Origin of the sequence: Christiangramia forsetii KT0803, assembly GCF_000060345.1 — a bacterium.
GTDB lineage: Bacteria > Bacteroidota > Bacteroidia > Flavobacteriales > Flavobacteriaceae > Christiangramia > Christiangramia forsetii.
The window spans coordinates 645,486-662,357 of the sequence record NC_008571.1 but is presented as its reverse complement, the minus strand read 5'-3'; the positions used below and the strand labels follow the sequence as shown (position 1 = coordinate 662,357).

At 35.1% G+C, this 16,872-nt stretch carries 15 protein-coding genes; 5 read left to right on the top strand and 10 right to left on the bottom strand.

Annotated features, from left to right (window positions below):
• Positions 1 to 36: 36 nt before the first annotated feature.
• Positions 37 to 2,235 (bottom strand): ATP-dependent DNA helicase RecQ, encoded by a 2,199-nt coding sequence (locus tag GFO_RS02815; RefSeq protein ID WP_011708512.1) that lies wholly within the window; start codon positions 2,233 to 2,235, stop codon positions 37 to 39.
• An 84-nt stretch (positions 2,236 to 2,319) separates the two neighbouring features.
• Here GFO_RS02815 and GFO_RS02810 point away from each other — a divergent pair, with 84 nt between their 5' ends.
• The 4 genes from GFO_RS02810 to lptB are packed head-to-tail and all read left to right on the top strand — an operon-like array spanning position 2,320 to position 5,253.
• On the top strand, positions 2,320 to 3,285 hold the full coding sequence (locus tag GFO_RS02810; protein WP_011708511.1) for a KpsF/GutQ family sugar-phosphate isomerase: 966 nt from the start codon (positions 2,320 to 2,322) through the stop codon (positions 3,283 to 3,285).
• A complete protein-coding gene (tatC, locus tag GFO_RS02805; RefSeq protein WP_011708510.1) occupies positions 3,285 to 4,118 on the top strand; it encodes a twin-arginine translocase subunit TatC in 834 nt (277 codons plus the stop codon). The genes GFO_RS02810 and tatC overlap by 1 nt, the downstream gene beginning before the upstream one ends.
• Before the next feature lie 3 nt (positions 4,119 to 4,121).
• Positions 4,122 to 4,469: a carboxymuconolactone decarboxylase family protein gene (locus GFO_RS02800; RefSeq protein ID WP_011708509.1), complete on the top strand. Its 348-nt coding sequence runs from the start codon at positions 4,122 to 4,124 to the stop codon at positions 4,467 to 4,469.
• Positions 4,470 to 4,512: 43 nt separating this feature from the next.
• Complete coding sequence (lptB, locus tag GFO_RS02795; RefSeq protein WP_011708508.1) at positions 4,513 to 5,253, top strand: LPS export ABC transporter ATP-binding protein; 741 nt, start codon at positions 4,513 to 4,515, stop codon at positions 5,251 to 5,253.
• Here the strand turns inward: lptB and GFO_RS02790 are convergent.
• Positions 5,250 to 5,999: a CDP-alcohol phosphatidyltransferase family protein gene (locus GFO_RS02790; protein ID WP_011708507.1), complete on the bottom strand. Its 750-nt coding sequence runs from the start codon at positions 5,997 to 5,999 to the stop codon at positions 5,250 to 5,252. The two genes, lptB and GFO_RS02790, sit on opposite strands and share 4 nt — an antisense overlap.
• Before the next feature lie 327 nt (positions 6,000 to 6,326).
• On the opposite strand from GFO_RS02790, the gene lnt reads away from it, so the two are divergent.
• Entirely contained in the window at positions 6,327 to 7,922 is a 1,596-nt protein-coding gene (gene lnt, locus GFO_RS02785; protein WP_011708506.1) for an apolipoprotein N-acyltransferase, read from the top strand.
• A 205-nt stretch (positions 7,923 to 8,127) separates the two neighbouring features.
• Here the strand turns inward: lnt and GFO_RS02780 are convergent, their stop codons facing one another.
• The 8 genes from GFO_RS02780 to GFO_RS02745 are packed head-to-tail and all read right to left on the bottom strand — an operon-like array spanning position 8,128 to position 16,870.
• Entirely contained in the window at positions 8,128 to 9,522 is a 1,395-nt protein-coding gene (locus GFO_RS02780; RefSeq protein WP_011708505.1) for a sugar transferase, read from the bottom strand.
• A 38-nt stretch (positions 9,523 to 9,560) separates the two neighbouring features.
• Entirely contained in the window at positions 9,561 to 10,568 is a 1,008-nt protein-coding gene (locus GFO_RS02775) for a glycosyltransferase family 4 protein (RefSeq protein ID WP_011708504.1), read from the bottom strand.
• Positions 10,568 to 11,581 (bottom strand): glycosyltransferase family 4 protein, encoded by a 1,014-nt coding sequence (locus tag GFO_RS02770; RefSeq protein WP_011708503.1) that lies wholly within the window; start codon positions 11,579 to 11,581, stop codon positions 10,568 to 10,570. Before GFO_RS02770 ends, GFO_RS02775 begins: the two co-directional genes overlap by 1 nt.
• Positions 11,535 to 12,902 (bottom strand): O-antigen ligase family protein, encoded by a 1,368-nt coding sequence (locus GFO_RS02765; protein WP_011708502.1) that lies wholly within the window; start codon positions 12,900 to 12,902, stop codon positions 11,535 to 11,537. Before GFO_RS02765 ends, GFO_RS02770 begins: the two co-directional genes overlap by 47 nt.
• On the bottom strand, positions 12,896 to 13,957 hold the full coding sequence (locus GFO_RS02760; protein ID WP_011708501.1) for a glycosyltransferase: 1,062 nt from the start codon (positions 13,955 to 13,957) through the stop codon (positions 12,896 to 12,898). The genes GFO_RS02765 and GFO_RS02760 overlap by 7 nt, the downstream gene beginning before the upstream one ends.
• A complete protein-coding gene (locus tag GFO_RS02755) occupies positions 13,954 to 15,060 on the bottom strand; it encodes a glycosyltransferase (protein ID WP_011708500.1) in 1,107 nt (368 codons plus the stop codon). The genes GFO_RS02760 and GFO_RS02755 overlap by 4 nt, the downstream gene beginning before the upstream one ends.
• Positions 15,060 to 15,863: a class I SAM-dependent methyltransferase gene (locus GFO_RS02750; RefSeq protein ID WP_011708499.1), complete on the bottom strand. Its 804-nt coding sequence runs from the start codon at positions 15,861 to 15,863 to the stop codon at positions 15,060 to 15,062. Before GFO_RS02750 ends, GFO_RS02755 begins: the two co-directional genes overlap by 1 nt.
• A gap of 20 nt (positions 15,864 to 15,883) precedes the next feature.
• Positions 15,884 to 16,870 carry a glucosamine inositolphosphorylceramide transferase family protein gene (locus GFO_RS02745; protein WP_011708498.1) on the bottom strand — a complete coding sequence of 329 codons (987 nt, stop codon included), beginning with the start codon at positions 16,868 to 16,870 and terminating at the stop codon, positions 15,884 to 15,886.
• Between the last annotated feature and the right edge of the window lie 2 nt (positions 16,871 to 16,872).

Below are 16,872 nucleotides of genomic sequence, written 5' to 3'. Positions count from 1 at the left end.
AATACAAAACCCGGAAATTCCGGGTTTTTTTATATTCTAATTTGCGACCTGACTAATAAATTTGATTCGGTAGAGCCTCAATTCCTCATCATCATAATCCCCATCAAATTCCTCCATCGCTTCATCGATCTTATCGGTTTCTGCTTCCAGAAAGTAATCGTGAATTTCTTCCTGCTGATCTTCATCCAGAATATCATCCAGCCAATAATCTATATTCAGTTTTGTTCCACTATAAACAATCGCTTCCATCTCCTTGACAAAATCTGGCATAGACATGCCTTTAGCAGAGGCAATATCTGTTAATGGTAATTTTCTGTCTACATTCTGAATAATATAAAGTTTCAGAGAACTATTAGCTCCTGTTGATTTTACGACAAAATCATCTGGTCTTACAATATCATTATCCTCTACGTATCGCGCAATAAGTTCAACGAATTCATTTCCATATTTCTTAGCTTTCCCTTCTCCTACTCCATGAATATTACTTAACTCATCAATATTAACAGGATATTTTAAGGCCATATCCTCTAAAGAAGGATCTTGAAATATGACAAATGGAGGCAAATCCTTTTTCTTTGCAACCTTCTTTCTTAACTCCTTCAGCATTTTCACCAATTGGGCATCTACAGAAGCTCCTCCCTTATCGGCTTTAGTCACTGCCTCTTCTGTAGCAGCGTTATATATATGATCTTCCGTCATCATATAGGAAACAGGATTCTGAAGATAGTTTCTCCCCTTTTCTGTGATCTTTACAACACCGTAAGTTTCAATATCTTTTTTAAGAAAACCGCTTACCAGTGCCTGACGTGTAAGGGCCATCCAGTAATTTGACTCTTGATGAGACCCTTTACCAAATAAGGGATGTTCATCTGTTTTATGAGAAAGAATGAGAGCATTAGATTTACCTATCAAGGTTTTTACTACCTCCTTAGATTTATAAAGCTCATTGGTTTCTTTAACCATTCTTAATAAAAGTTCAAGATCCTCTTTCGCTTCAACCTGTTTTTTAGGGTAACGAACATTATCATCCATATCGGCCCCATCTCCAGTTTCAGAACTAAATTCCTCTCCAAAATAATGAAGGATAAATTTTCTCCTGGAAACCGAAGTTTCAGCATAGGCAACCACTTCCTGAAGTAAGGCATGACCAATTTCCTGTTCAGCAACAGGTTTACCGCTCATGAATTTCTCCAGTTTCTCTATATCCTTGTAAGAATAAAAAGCGAGGCAATGTCCTTCTCCTCCATCTCTACCGGCACGACCAGTTTCCTGATAATAACTTTCAATACTTTTCGGGATATCATGATGAATCACGAAACGAACATCGGGTTTATCTATCCCCATCCCAAAAGCGATGGTTGCCACAACCACATCTATATCTTCCATCAAGAACATATCTTGATGTTTTGATCTTTTTTTCGCATCCAAACCGGCGTGATATGGAACTGCTTTTATCCCATTCACCTGAAGAGTTTGTGCTAATTCCTCCACTTTTTTCCGGCTCAAACAATAAATAATTCCAGATTTTCCATCATTCTGCTTTACAAAACGAGTAATATCTGCTTCAATATTTTTTGTTTTCGGCCTTACTTCATAATAAAGATTAGGTCGATTAAAACTTGCTTTAAAAGTTTTGGCATCGGTAATACCTAAATTCTTCAGAATATCTTCCTGCACCTTAGGAGTTGCAGTAGCCGTTAAACCAATAACAGGAATATTATCGCCAATCCTTTTCAGAATATTACGAAGGTTTCGGTATTCAGGTCTAAAGTCATGCCCCCATTCACTGATACAGTGAGCCTCATCTACGGCAAGAAAAGCAATAGTCTGATTTTTAAGAAAATCGACATAATCTTCCTTGGTAAGTGATTCCGGAGCTACATAAAGCAATTTACAGATACCATTACTGATATCATCCTTTACCTGTTTAACTTCAGTTTTATTTAAAGAGGAGTTGAGAACATGAGCCACGCCATGTTCTGAGGAAATACTACGTATAGCATCTACCTGATTCTTCATTAAAGCTATAAGGGGCGATACTACAATAGCAGTACCGTCTGATATAAGCGCAGGGAGTTGGTAACATAGTGATTTACCTCCGCCAGTTGGCATTACCACAAACGTGTCTTTTCCATTCACGATACTGGTAATCACTTCTTCCTGAAGCCCCTTAAACTGACTAAATCCAAAGTACCTCTTAAGTTCTTTGTGTAAATCAATTTCGGTCAAACCCATTCAATTGTGTTACAATTTTACATACATTTGCATTACTAAATATACATATTTCTTTAGTACCTGCAATTCTTAATTTAATCTAATTTGAAACTTAGCGATCAAATCATTTCTACTGCAAAAGAAACCATTTCCAACGAAGCAGATGCAATTGCCAACCTCGAAAATTTCATTGATGAAGAGTTTACCAAAGCTGTTGAAATCATCTATAAATCTGAAGGTCGTGTTGTCGTAACCGGAATTGGAAAAAGTGCCATTATTGCCAATAAAATAGTTGCTACTTTAAATTCTACAGGAACACCTTCCATATTCATGCATGCTGCAGATGCCATTCATGGAGATTTGGGAATCGTTCAAAATGATGATATTGTTATTTGTATTTCCAAAAGTGGGACTAGTCCTGAAATTCAGGTTTTGGTTCCTTTAATTAAAAATTTCAATAATACTTTAATTGCTCTTACGGGGAATAGAGAGTCTTTTCTTGGTAAAGAAGCAGATTTTGTACTGAATTGTTATGTAGAAAAGGAAGCCTGCCCTAATAATCTGGCTCCTACTACTAGTACTACTGCTCAAATGGTGATTGGTGATGCGCTTGCCGTATGCTTATTGAATCTACGAGGATTTAGTAGTAAAGATTTTGCAAAATATCATCCCGGAGGATCACTAGGTAAAAAACTTTATTTACGCGTGAGTGATATAACTTCACAAAATATGATTCCTCAGGTTTCTCCAGATACAGACGTGGCAAATGCAATCATTGAGATTTCTGAAAAAATGCTTGGGGTTACTGCAGTTCTGGAGAATGATGAAATTGTAGGTATCATTACAGACGGAGATATTCGTAGGATGCTGAAAGATCATCAGGAAATTAAAGGTCTTAAGGCTAAAGATATTATGAGTGAAAATCCAAAGACCATAGAACAGGATACCCTGGCGGTGGAAGCTTTAGATGTTTTAGAAAAACATCAGATCTCGCAATTGCTGGCAGTGGAGAATGGAAAATATGCGGGTGTGGTTCATATACATAATTTAATAAGAGAAGGAATTTTATAATGGAAAAAATAGCCCCCCAGGAAGAACCTGGTAATGAGATGTCTTTTTTAGACCATCTGGAAGATTTAAGATGGCACTTAATTAGAGCTGTTCTTGCAGTAGTTATCGCCGGTGGAATAGCATTTATATTAAAAGGATTTATTTTTGATGTACTGCTTTTCGGACCCTCTAAAGGCGATTTTTTTTCTTATAAAGTACTATGCCGGCTTTCTGGAATGTTTGGAATAGATGGTGGATTTTGTGATCCTGAAATGCCTTTTGGAATACAAAGTAGAACTATGGGTGGGCAATTCTCTGCCCATATCTGGACCTCTGTTACCGCCGGATTTATTATTGCGTTCCCTTATGTAATTTATGAGTTCTGGAAATTTGTGGCCCCCGCCATGCATAGTAATGAACGTAAACATGCCAAAGGATTTATTTTTGTAACGTCATTTTTATTCTTTCTAGGGGTGCTATTTGGTTACTATGTAGTTACTCCATTATCCATAAACTTCCTGGGAAAATACCAGGTAAGTGATGTGGTCCTCAACGAATTTGATTTGGGTAGTTACATAAGCTTGGTAAGAGCATCTGTTCTTGCGAGCGGATTAATATTTGAACTACCAATTGTAATTTACTTCCTTACCAAAGTTGGAGTGGTGACACCTCAATTTCTTAGAACTTATAGAAAATATGCTTTAGTAATTGTCTTGATTCTTTCAGCTATAATTACTCCGCCAGATATTGTAAGTCAAATTATTGTTGCAATCCCAGTATTGATCCTTTATGAAGTTAGCATCGTTATTTCCAGGATCATGTATAAAAAAGAAGAAGAAAAATTAAAAAATTAAGCTATGATTAATGAGGTTGACGAATTTAATTCGTACCGGGCTAAAATGAACGATAAAATTTTATCTGAGAACAATAAAGTTCTTAAAAGGATATTTAATCTTGACACCAATGCTTTTGCTGAAGGGGCATTAGACAAAAAAACCAAAGAATTACTAGGTCTCGTGGCCTCTACGGTGCTTAGATGTGACGATTGTGTAAAATATCATCTTGAGGCCAGTCACAAAGAAGGTATTAGTAGAGAAGAAGTAATGGAAACTTTAAGCATAGGAACTCTTATTGGAGGAACTATTGTAATACCGCATCTAAGAAGGGCTTTTGAATACTGGGAAGCTTTGGAAGATGCCAAATAATTACGGTATAGTTTCTGTGCTATCAGAAATGTAAATTGAGAATATGAAATTACGTGCTGAAAAACTTGTTAAGACCTATAAAGGAAGGGATGTTGTAAAAGGCATTTCTGTAGAAGTGAATCAGGGAGAGATCGTGGGACTTTTAGGACCCAATGGTGCCGGAAAAACCACTTCTTTCTACATGATTGTAGGTCTTATCAAACCAAATAAAGGTGATATCATTCTGGATAAACAGAATATCACGAAATACCCGATGTATAAAAGAGCTCAGCACGGAATTGGATACCTCGCCCAGGAAGCTTCTGTCTTCAGAAAATTGAGTATTGAGGATAATATTATGAGTGTTCTGGAACTTACCAGCCTTTCCAAAAAGGAAAGAGTCATGAAAATGGAATCTCTTATTGAGGAATTTGGATTAAATCACATTCGAAAAAATCGTGGGGATCTTTTGAGTGGTGGTGAACGAAGAAGAACAGAAATTGCGAGAGCTTTAGCTACAGATCCTAATTTTATTCTGCTGGATGAACCCTTTGCCGGAGTAGACCCGGTAGCCGTTGAGGATATTCAGCGTATTGTCGCCCAGTTAAAAGATAAAAATATCGGGATTCTAATTACCGACCATAATGTACAGGAGACCCTGGCAATTACAGATAGAACTTACCTGATGTTTGAAGGAAGCATCCTTAAACATGGTATGCCTGAAGAACTCGCCGAAGACGAAATGGTACGTAAGGTTTACCTTGGGCAGAATTTTGAGCTTAGAAAGAAGAAGTTATTCACTTAGGTAGCTGTACTTCTATTCGAAATAATCGATAGCAATACGTATAGCAAAAGAATTACCGGAATTGCTATAAACTTCAGGAATATTATTAATAGTACACAGCTGATAATAAAGAAATATCTCAGTTTATTTTCCTTGAAACCCCAATCTGAAAATTTTAATGCGAATAATGGAAGTTCTGCATTCAGCAAATAACAGCTCACCAAAGTTAAACCTACTAGAAACCATTCATTTAACAAGAGACCGGAAATAAACGGCCCCGGTTGATAGGTTAAAATTAAAGGTAAACTTAGAATTAACAAGGCATTGGCCGGAGTAGGCAGTCCAATAAAAGAATCTGTTTGTCTTTCATCAACATTGAATTTTGCTAACCTGTAGGCCGAAGCTAGTATGATAAGCAAACCTATAAGGGCGAAAGGCTTTAATTGAATATCGAATACAGACGAATTCCAATCAGATCCCAATCCTCCAGCTGCCGGTAGTGCTTTAGTCAATAATTGATACATCACTATTCCGGGAACTACTCCACTCGTTACAACATCGGCAAGTGAATCCAACTGAAGCCCCACTTCACTCTTTACATCGAGCAGTCGTGCAGCAAGTCCGTCGAAAAAATCAAAAAATATGCCAGCAGCTACAAATATCGCCGCAAGCACTAAGTTTCCTTTTACGGCAAAGATGACGGCTAAACTGCCGCTAAATAAATTCAAAAGAGTTATTAAATTGGGGATATGTCTTTTAAGGCCCATTGATTGGTTTTTGTTAGAATTTACTAAACTACTATTTTGAATTTAAAAATTTCTAAAAATTTCTTTAATCTAGATTCAATTAGAATTTCGAGTGATAGATTTCTTCCTTTGGTTGAAAAGACCGAAGCATGATTCTTTTATCATTTCGACGAAGCGTAGCGCAGGAGAAATCTCTAATTATATAGGAGTAAAAAACAGGTCTCTCCCTTTGGTAGAGATGACAACTGCAAAATAAAGTAGTATGTCCTATTAAATGTTAAACCATGAATTTTAAATCTTGAATTATATTCTCCAGAAGTTTGCTATTTTTGAACAGACCTGAATGCTATGAAAAATATTATATATGGACTCATAAGTGGAATTTTACTCGCTATATCCTGGCCCACCTATGGATTTCCGCTTTTCATATTTTTTGCTTTTATCCCCCTACTCATTGCAGAGTTCAACATTAGAAATCATTCTAAAAGCTGGATAAAACTAAAAGTTTTTGGTGTTTCCTACCTCAGCTTCTTTATTTGGAATTTAATAACAACCTATTGGATATATTTTTCAACTCCCTTTGGAGGAGTCTTTGCCATTCTTGCAAACTCCTTATTGATGTCTGTAGTTTTCTTAATATATCACATAGTAGCCAAAAGAACCGGCTTTAGTGCAGCTTCGGCGTTTCTTATAAGTCTATGGATGATATTCGAAAGAGTGCATCTAAACTGGGATTTTTCCTGGCCCTGGTTAAATTTAGGAAATGTTTTTTCTGAATATATAAGCTGGGTACAATGGTATGAATTTACCGGAACATTTGGCGGCACTCTTTGGGTGTGGCTGGTTAATATTGCGGTTTTCAAGGCTATACTTCAATTTAGGGAGTTTCGTGAAAAAGCTATTATTTATCGTTCAGTTGTAAAAATCTCTTTGCTTATATTACTGCCTATAGGTTTATCATTGTTTCTGTATTATAATTACGAAGAACCAGGAGAGAAACTGAACGTAGTGATTTTACAACCAAATATTAATCCTTATACTGAAAAATACAATACTACAGATACACGTATTGGAGATCTATTAATAGAATTAAGTAAAGAATCGGTTACAGATTCTACAGATATTGTAATAGCTCCGGAAACTGTTTTTGCTGATGGCACACAGCTTTCAAATTTTGAAAATTCAGAAGCAGTCTATTTTGGAAACCAAATTAGCAGAATTCACGCAAATCTCAGTTTTTTGGGAGGTCTGAGTATGTTTGACCGTTTTAGTGATCCCGATAAAGTTAGAAGTCAATCAAATAAGATTGCCCCTAATGACTGGTATGACGATTACAATTCAGCTTTTCTGGTTCAGAATTCTTCAGATAGCACCCAATTATATCATAAATCAAAGCTCGTGGTAGGAGTAGAAAACTTTCCTTATCAGGATATTTTAAAGCCTATTCTAGGGGATATCATGATAGATCTTGGCGGTACTGTAGCGATGAAAACCACCCAGGAAAATCGGGAAGTACTATGGCTAAGTGATAATACTGGAGCAGCTCCCATTATTTGTTATGAATCTGTATACGGGGAATATGTTACCGGATATGTAGAAAATGGTGCAGGCTTCCTAAGTATTATAACGAATGATGCCTGGTGGAAAGATACAGAAGGTCATAGACAACATCTAAGCTATGCGCGACTACGTGCAGTTGAAAATAGAAGGTTTGTTGCCAGAAGTGCTAATACGGGAATTTCGGCTATTATTAATTCCAGAGGAGATATTGAAAAAAGTCTGGGATATGAAAAGAAAGGAACCATTGTAGGACAGGTGGGAATCCAGCATGAGAAAACCTTCTATGTAAAATATGGCGATTATCTTCCAAGAATTGCCCAGTTTCTAGCCTTGTTTATCTTTCTCTTTTCTGTAGTGAAATTCAAGAGAAAAAGACCAGCGTGAGAAGTGAGATAAGCTGTTCATTTATGAATCGTTTCTCAAACTTTTTAAAGCATCTTTCCAACTTAATTTTCAAAAAGGTGCACAGAGGAAGGTTGAATTGGAAATTTTTGTACAATCTTTTTTGAAAGTCACTGCCCGTTAATGAATTGACCTACGCAATCTCAATTTCCCACTGATTACTGTTAACTAAATACTGTCCACTGAACTATTGTCCTCTAAAAAATATAACCGTACTAAGTGTCTTTAGAAGAATACTCAAGTCCAGGAATATTCCCCGATGTTTTATGTAGTAAAGATCGTATTGCAACTTTTCCAAACTGTCTTCATAGCAATCTCCATAATTAGCCATCACCTGGGCCCAGCCGGTTAAACCAGGTTTAATGATATGCCTGGTCTCATAAAATGGAATAAGCTTGGAAAGATCCTTTACAAAAACCGGCCTTTCGGGACGTGGACCAATCAAGCTCATTTCGCCTTTTAAAACATTATAAAACTGCGGAATTTCGTCAATTCTGGATCTCCTTAGAAACATCCCGAATTTAGTAATCCTATAATCGTTTTTTTGAGCGTATTGTGGACCTAAAGCTTCAGCATCTTTGGTCATAGTTCTCAACTTCAAAATATTGAAGACAACTCCATTTTTCCCAATCCTTTCCTGAGTGAAGAAAAATCGACCCCGGTTCGCAAAAAGATTTCCTATAATGATAAATGGACTAATAAGTATTCCGAAGAGAATTCCTATCACTGCAACGATGATATCAAAAACTCTAAAAGCCAGTATGTAAAATTTATTTTGATTGCTTCGGCTAAAAGGAAAATATCTATAAAAATCTTTATCTACATTCTGAACCGGAATTCTTCTGGTAATTTCTTCATAAACCTGAGTATAATCCCGAATGGGAAAGCCTTGTTTCAGCAATTCATTTAACTGATTGTATAAATTAAACATCAAACCTTTTTGATAGGCACTGGCTACAACAATTTCATTAATGTGGTTTTCCTTGATAGCAGCTTGTAATTCTTCCACTTCAAAATGTAAAAGATCGCTCCTGTCGAAGTCTGTTTTTAATTTATGATCGGTATTTATATAGCCAACAACAAAATAGTTAGGATCGGATTTTTGGAGTGCTTCTGCGATTAATTTAATGTCAAACGAATCTCCAACTACCAGAACTCTCTTATAAAACCTGGGAGAGGATATAAGATTGATATAAAGAAACCTCCAAATTAGCAATGATCCTGCTACCGATAGAAAAAAGAATAATATTTGTAAACGATTTTCAGGTAGACTTGGAGTGAAAAATGGAGTAAGCATGTAAAAAAGCACTGTCAAGCTCGTAGTTAACAATACATTTTTTAGTACACTGTCAAAGCGATCTGCCTTTTGAAGATCATAGAGTTCAAAAACACTGGCAAATAAATTTAAATAGGCCAAAAATAATAGAGTCCAACTCCAATTATCAGCATCTATTCTAAAGTAATCAAATTTAAAAATGATTCCTACAACTGCTAAAGTCAGCAGAACACCAAGCATATCAAAAAGACGTAAAAGAATTTTACGTTCCGAAATTTCGAAATGAAATAGGGGTTTCTGAGACATTACAGGTTAGGTTTTCGCTCGGGTTAAATATATAATTTTTAACCTAGTAATTCTATCCAAGCTTGCTTTACATCTGTCCAGTCAAATTTTTCGGCAGTTAACCTACCCTTATAACTAAGCTTTTCGGCAAGTTTTGGATGCTCCAGTAGTTTTTTTATAGCGTTTACCATTTCCCGGGAATCCTGTGGCTTCACTAAAAGTCCATTTTCTTCATCAGAAATTAAATAAGGGATTCCTCCTACATTGGTAGATACAACAGGTAATCCTAATGCCATTGCTTCAATAACACTAACTGGGGTATTATCTATTAAGGTCGTATTGATAAAAATATCATACTCCTTAGACAATTTCGTCCATTCAGGTTTAGTTAACTTTCCTTTAAATCTAATATTCAGATTTCTATCCTCAGAAATTTGTTTTATTTTTTCTAAACTTCCGTCCTTTTCAGGCCCAACCATACAGACCTCAGCATCAGGGTAAAATTTCAAAAGCTCGTCAAATATCTCCAGGACGATCTGGGGATTATAAATTTTATTAAATGCTCGCACCCATAGTATTCCGGGCTTCAGAGATCGTCTTTCTTTGAAATTATAAAAAGAAAGGTCAATTGAATTTGGTATAAAAACCATATTTCTAAACTGGAACTTTTGAAGTTTATCCTTCAGAAAATTTGATGGAACCACATTTGCTTTGGCATTTCTAAATACATTCAGAATTCCTTCCGAAGAATTATTAAAACGTTCTTCTAAATTCCCACCATGAAGTATAAAAATATATGGGGTTCTAAAAAGCCGACACAATTTAGCACTCAAAACAGCATACCAGAAATTGGAGGTACTATACGTATCAATCAAAACCAGATCAAAATTCCTCTTTAGAATGACCTGGCTTAACATATGTAATAGCCTTAACGGTTTATTTTTTACAGACGATACTGATTCAACGGTATATCCTTCGGCTGCAAGTAAAGGTAAAAGTGTATCTATGCTGGTAGGGGAGAAACCATGCTTCTCTAATTTATTTCCTAAATAGAGAATTTTTTTCATTAATTAAGCACTTCGTTCCACTGTTCTTTTATATTATTCCAGTCGAAAGATTCCACTTTATTTCTGGCATTTGCACATAATACTTCTCCTTTTTCAGGATTTTCAATGATTTTTGAAATTTCCTTTACCATAGCCTCTTCATCTTCTTCGGGAACCAGAAGGCCATCATACTCATTTTTAATCAGTATTGGCATCCCTCCCACATCGGTACTGATGATAGTCAGTCCCAGGCTCATTGCTTCAATTACACTTATGGGAGTGTTATCTACTGAAGTGGTATTAATAAAAAAATCATAATTGGTAGAAAGCTGTGCCCAGTGCTTCTTTTTGAGTTTTCCTGTAAATCTTACATCAAGATTATATTTTCTGGCCAGTTTTTTACAGGATGCCATCGTACCATCTTTTTCAGGACCTACCATACATAAACTTGCATCGGGATATACTTTTTGTAATTTACCTAAAACATTCAAAGCCATTAATGGATTATAACGTTCTTGAAAACGTCTAACCCACAATAATTTTGGTCTGAATTCCTTCCGTTGCTTAAAGGGATATTTATCAGTTCTAATGGCATTAGGGATAATCTGCGTATTTTCAAATCCATAAGACTGAAAAATGTCATAGAGAAATTTAGAGGGCGCTATATTTACTTTCGCTTTTCCAAATAAACTCTGACTGAACTTTCTGGAATTTTCCAATCTGTCCGGTAAATTTCCCCCATGAAGTATTGGAATATATTCCAGGTTAAACATTTCACAGGTCTTTCCTACGAGGTAAGCGTAATAGAAGTTCATTGCACCGTAGGTATCTATTAGAACGATATCAGTCGAATCTTTATACTTAGCGATTAATCCAAGCATCTCTGCCAGTCTCAAAGCTTTATTACTCCTGGTAGAGGCAGTTTTCACTTTATATCCCTCCTTCCGCAACATTTTACTGAAAAAAGAAATATAAGTTACTGTAAAACTATTGACCTGCAAGTCGTTTCCTATGTACAGGATTCTTTTTTTCATCTACTATATATAATAATGCAAGTCCGTATACAAAAGCTGGTAAAGCAATACGCATTGCAGAATGGTTTATAGTCATAAACCAGAAAACAACAAATGCTAAAAAATAATAGTTATTTTTAAACTTAAACCAGAATGTTATCGGTACAAATATAAGAATACATAAGGCAAATACACCTAAAATTCCATGTTCCGCTAACAACCTGCTCAACTCATTATGGCTGGCTATCCCTATTCCTAACTGTTCTTCCCTATATTCTTTTCCTTTACCAACGCCTATGCCGGTAATTGGATGATGATAAAAAGCAGTTAATTCTGTTTCTATAAGTTCTGCTCTTCCAGTAGTAATATCCTCTTCCATCTGCCCCATGGCATTTCGATTTGTGTAGCGATTTCCAATTAACCCTCCTGTTTCTAATGAACTAAACATCCAAACAGAGGTAAATATTAGAATCACCCCAATAATTTTAAAATTTAAACTCCTTATCATTTTACCATTTTGTTTGAAATAGTAAAACATTAGAAAAGCCATAACAGATAAAATGGCTGTAACAATTCCACCCCGAGAGAAGCTAACAACACCTCTATATCCTACCATTAACAATAAAACGGCATCAATTATATTTATTTTTAGATTTTTGATAGTAAATAACCTGGTACTTAAAAGAAATACTGCAAGTCCCATGATGGTTGAAATTTGATTAGGTCCAAATCCTCCAGTAGCGGCATAATTCCCAGAAAAACTTATCATCGCTTCATCAAGACTAGGAGTATAGAATAAGAGGTAAACAGCTTGAGATATAACTGGCATCAATAACATTAACAATACCCGCTGAAAATCCTCTTTCTTTATCTTCTTGTAATAACAGTATAAAGCGGAAACTCCCAGGCAAACGGGACCAGCAAGATTAAATGCCACTTGTTTTCTAAATTCAAAATCATAACTCATGGTAAAGGTAACCATAACGACACCTGGAAAAAGGATAAGCAAATAGATCCAAAAAGGTACAGTTTTAGAACTGGCTCCTTTAAAAAACATTCCAATTACAAGAAAAATTATTACCGCATATTTACCAGTCTCATAAAAAATTACTGCGCTGGTCTGTCTAAAGAAAACTTCTCCTCCTGCAAGATAAGCAGCTGCCATCAAGGCCTCATTACCTTTATTTTTTCTGTCTACAATGATAAAAAGAAAAGAAACTATAATCCCAATCAAAATAATCTTGGCCAGAAATGGGAATAAATAAATAAGAAATCCATATCCAAAATGCAGTAGTAGCATCCTGATATAAAAATGATTATTTATATAATTACTATTTAACATAGCTGTTCTAAAAATTTGAAGTAGCAGGGAATAATGCTTTTTTCTGAATGAAACTGATTTATACGGATATTCAAACTATTGGAATCCATTATCCTTTTTTTGTCATCATCAAGATATAGCCTCAAAGCATGAGCTAGTTCCTTTGGCTTCTTGGGAGAAACTAATATCCCATGATTCCCTATAACTTGCCGGCATTCACCCACATCTGTACAAACTACTGCCAATCCTGCATCTCCATATTCCAGCAATGCTAAAGGTAGACCTTCAGACAAAGATGACAGTACTCCTATATCTCCTTGAGCCAACCAGTGAGAGATATTTTCTTTCTCTCCATAATAATATATAAAAGCTGTAGAATTAAATTTCTTTATAAGTTCAAAGGAATATTGATCTCCATATTCTTTTCCAAACAAATGAAGAGAAACATTATGTGTCTGAACAACTAATCCAAAAGCTTCAAGTAAGGAATAATGATCTTTTTGTTGACGAAGATTAGCAACACATATAATTTTTAATTCAGAGCTTCCCTTAAGTTGAGTATAAGATAAATTTTTATTGTTATTTTCTTTTATATAATTATTAAGAAATATAACATTTTTACAATAGAGCTTCCCCTTGGCCCAATCCCTTAATCTTTTATTTACCGAAATAACACCATCGAATTTTCCCGAAAAGTACTTTAAAGGAAAAAGATCTCTTTTATTCAAAAACTCGCTCTCACCGTAATGATCGTGCCAGATAAGTTTAACATTATTTCTCAGTAACTTATAAACTACAGCAATAAACCAAGAGGTGCCATGTGCATGTATTATTTCAATTCTGTTTCTCTTAATGTATTCGTCAAATCTTAGAAATGCATTCCAATCAATAGTCCTTTTTTTTCTCAGATAATAATAATCAACTTTCTTATTCAATAAAGTTTTGAAGGCTCCTTCCTGTCTAGTAACAATTAAATAGGAATCATGTCCTAGTTCGGATAATGAATTGGCATAATTAACTGCCATTCTCTCCGCTCCACCAGGATTTAGAGTATCTATTAGCTGCAAGATCTTCATAGTAGTTTTTTGATTTCAGCCCTGAATTTTTCCAAAGTATAAAATTGAGACCATTCCTGAGCATTGATTGAAATTTTATGAAGTGCTGACTTATCGGAAATAACCTGAATAAGTTCTTTCACAGCTATATCAATATCAGGATCAATTAAGATTCCCCTGTTACCTTCCCCTAGCATCCACGGAATACATGAGACTGAACAGGCAACTGGAATACACCCAAAGAACATCGCTTCTGCCAATGCTTTAGGCCAACCTTCGCTCTTTGAAGGTAAGATGGAAAAATGTGAATTTTTATAAGCGTCCATAATCGCCTGAGCATTTTGATTCCCGTGCAATATTATTATTCTTTCCAATTTATGTTCTATAATGTAATTTTGAACAGTATCTTTCATCGTTCCCGTTCCGAATATATCCAACGAGACTTTGCATCCACTTTGAATTAGAGCATGGATTATCTTAACTGCCAACAAAGGCCTTTTGCCTTCAGAAAGTACTCCTATAAAGACAAATCTATGCGGAGTTGAAAAATCTTTCAAATATGCTTCTCTATAAGATTCTAAATAACTTGCAGTGAAAAAGGGAATTATATTATGGCCCTGGTTTGCCCATTCTCCATATACCAAAACTTTTGCTTTTTGCGTTAAAAATTGATTTTTTAAAATCCATCTTTGAAATCGATATGTCCAGGGTTGTTCACTATTCGGATCCCAATTTCCCGCATATTTTATGGTCTTAGGCTTTCCAGGAAAGAGTATCTGAACCAATGCTGCCAACAAACCTATATTACCAGGACATCTAATGTGTATATGATCTGTTTTATGCATCGCCCGGTAAATTGCTAAGAAAATAACAGGAATTCTAGTAATGGAGCGAGTTGTATTTTTTAAAGAAGTAAAATTAATTGCTTTAATAGACTTGAATTTCAAATCTTTTCTGTCATATTCAGCATCTATGGTATCATTTCTCTTTTTTAGTGGAGCAACAATCAATATTTCATCTACAAACTCAAACCAAATATTCATTTCTTTTACATACGGAGCATAGGAAAAATAAATTTTCCCTTTCTGAAAATGTTCGGCATGGGTAAATACGGCAAAATGCATTAGTTCGATTTAAGTTGCATAAGCATTGTTAAGTGCATACATTTAAACATATGGCTATCACTCTGTCTGGACTTTTCCCAATCTATTGTATGCCACTTCTTGCCAATTGTTTCTTTTTTATGCTTACCAATAGGTAGAAGGTTGATTAAAAACAACCACTTAGTTTTACCTAATATCGCACGCCTCTCCACTATTTCAAATTCATTAGAATATTTATGGTAAACTTTTCTGGAAAAAGGCCACTCCCAATCCTTGTCAGTTTGGAAGGGCCTATACAATGTTCTTACCAACTTAATTGGTAAACTTGTAGTAAGGGGATCATAGCTTATTATTCTCCCTCCAGGTTTTAATTTCTGTTTTAGCTTCTGGATTAATTCCTCTGTATTTCTAAAATGATGCAGTACACCATAAGCATATATTAGATCAAAATCTTTTTCATTAAATTCGGAAGAAAGAAAATCAACAGAAAATACTTCAGCATTGGGTATTGAGTTTAATCGCCGGCGCAGCATTATTATAGCTTTTTCACTAAGATCTATACCTACGTATTTTTTTGAATTTTTCGCCATATAGTAAGACAATGAATTCCCCTCATAGCAACCAAGGTCTAAAACTTTCTTTTCTGTTAGATCCCCTAGCCAACTCAAATGCAAATCATATATCTCCTTTTCAAGACCTATATTTTTCCTAAACGCGTTTAAAGTTTTATTCCTAAAGTAATACCAAACTTTGGTGACAAAATTTTTTTCTTTATTATCGTAGAAAGCTTTTTGCTTACTATTAATATCCTTCATTTCATCCATACAATAGCTTTCGGTTGAATTTATCTGAACACAAAGTTATGAAGGTCGTACAAGTTATATTTAATAGATGATATCCAGGTTAGGTTTTTTTTACCAGGTTTAATTTCATCGCCATCATAGACTAAATAATACTCTTCGTTTAAGTTATTAACATTCAGATGGTGCATACCTCTACCAAACCATTCAATTGATTCAGATTTATATAATTGTCTGGAAATTATCTTTTCAAACTTATTTTTCTTTAATTTATACAAGGAAACACCAGTACCATAACCTTCCTGATTATTCTGAAAAGGTAAATACCACTCCTTCCCAACTGAAAAAAAACTTCCTCCAGGTCTAATTTCATTTCCCTTCTTTGATCTAAAAGCCTTGTCTCTTCTCCAATTTCCAAAAAGTGAGTCTGCTTTAAAAACCTGCTGGTTCCAGTTGTCATCAATACCTGTAATTAAATTTAAAGTATCACTTAAAAGGATAGCAGGATCCTTTAATTTGACATTTTTTATTAAGGTGTCAGAAACCTTCCATTCGAAAGGAAAATTAACCGCCTTATACAGAATTACCTGATTAATTGCTGCGGATTCTGGAAGAATATAATAATTCTTCCCATATTTAAATATTTGTGGAAAGGATAAATGAAAATTTTCATCAATCACATTCCCCTTGTAAATATAGTTCAAACCATCATTCGATTGAAGAAGACCAATTTTTGCCGGCCCCTGCTCCAATTGATGCTCAAAAAATATATAATAAATACCATTCTCATAAATGAGAAAAGGATCGGCTAAAAATCTCGTCTGAAATTTTGTGATCCTATTAAGGGAATCATGGCTAATCAAATTATTTTGTGAGGGAGTTATTTTTTGAAGAGGATCATCAATAGCTCTAAAACCAATAGACCAACCGTTGCTTGCTGGTACAATAAAAGGGTATCTATAATTGAAAATAACCAGGATTATGAGAAAGATCCCCATTAAAAAAAGAAATGATTGGATCCACTTTCTCATTC

Excerpts from the sequence above, each read along its gene's own strand:
- GFO_RS02765 (WP_011708502.1), bottom strand. The coding sequence starts at position 12,902 with ATGTTAAATAGTAATTATATAAATAATCATTTTTATATCAGGATGCTA.
- GFO_RS02745 (WP_011708498.1), bottom strand. The coding sequence starts at position 16,870 with ATGAGAAAGTGGATCCAATCATTTCTTTTTTTAATGGGGATCTTTCTC.
- lptB (WP_011708508.1), top strand. The coding sequence starts at position 4,513 with ATGAAATTACGTGCTGAAAAACTTGTTAAGACCTATAAAGGAAGGGAT.
- GFO_RS02800 (WP_011708509.1), top strand. The coding sequence starts at position 4,122 with ATGATTAATGAGGTTGACGAATTTAATTCGTACCGGGCTAAAATGAAC.
- GFO_RS02790 (WP_011708507.1), bottom strand. The coding sequence starts at position 5,999 with ATGGGCCTTAAAAGACATATCCCCAATTTAATAACTCTTTTGAATTTA.
- tatC (WP_011708510.1), top strand. The coding sequence starts at position 3,285 with ATGGAAAAAATAGCCCCCCAGGAAGAACCTGGTAATGAGATGTCTTTT.
- GFO_RS02815 (WP_011708512.1), bottom strand. The coding sequence starts at position 2,235 with ATGGGTTTGACCGAAATTGATTTACACAAAGAACTTAAGAGGTACTTT.
- GFO_RS02775 (WP_011708504.1), bottom strand. The coding sequence starts at position 10,568 with ATGAAAAAAATTCTCTATTTAGGAAATAAATTAGAGAAGCATGGTTTC.
- GFO_RS02760 (WP_011708501.1), bottom strand. The coding sequence starts at position 13,957 with ATGAAGATCTTGCAGCTAATAGATACTCTAAATCCTGGTGGAGCGGAG.
- GFO_RS02780 (WP_011708505.1), bottom strand. The coding sequence starts at position 9,522 with ATGTCTCAGAAACCCCTATTTCATTTCGAAATTTCGGAACGTAAAATT.
- GFO_RS02770 (WP_011708503.1), bottom strand. The coding sequence starts at position 11,581 with ATGAAAAAAAGAATCCTGTACATAGGAAACGACTTGCAGGTCAATAGT.
- GFO_RS02750 (WP_011708499.1), bottom strand. The coding sequence starts at position 15,863 with ATGGATGAAATGAAGGATATTAATAGTAAGCAAAAAGCTTTCTACGAT.
- lnt (WP_011708506.1), top strand. The coding sequence starts at position 6,327 with ATGAAAAATATTATATATGGACTCATAAGTGGAATTTTACTCGCTATA.
- GFO_RS02755 (WP_011708500.1), bottom strand. The coding sequence starts at position 15,060 with ATGCATTTTGCCGTATTTACCCATGCCGAACATTTTCAGAAAGGGAAA.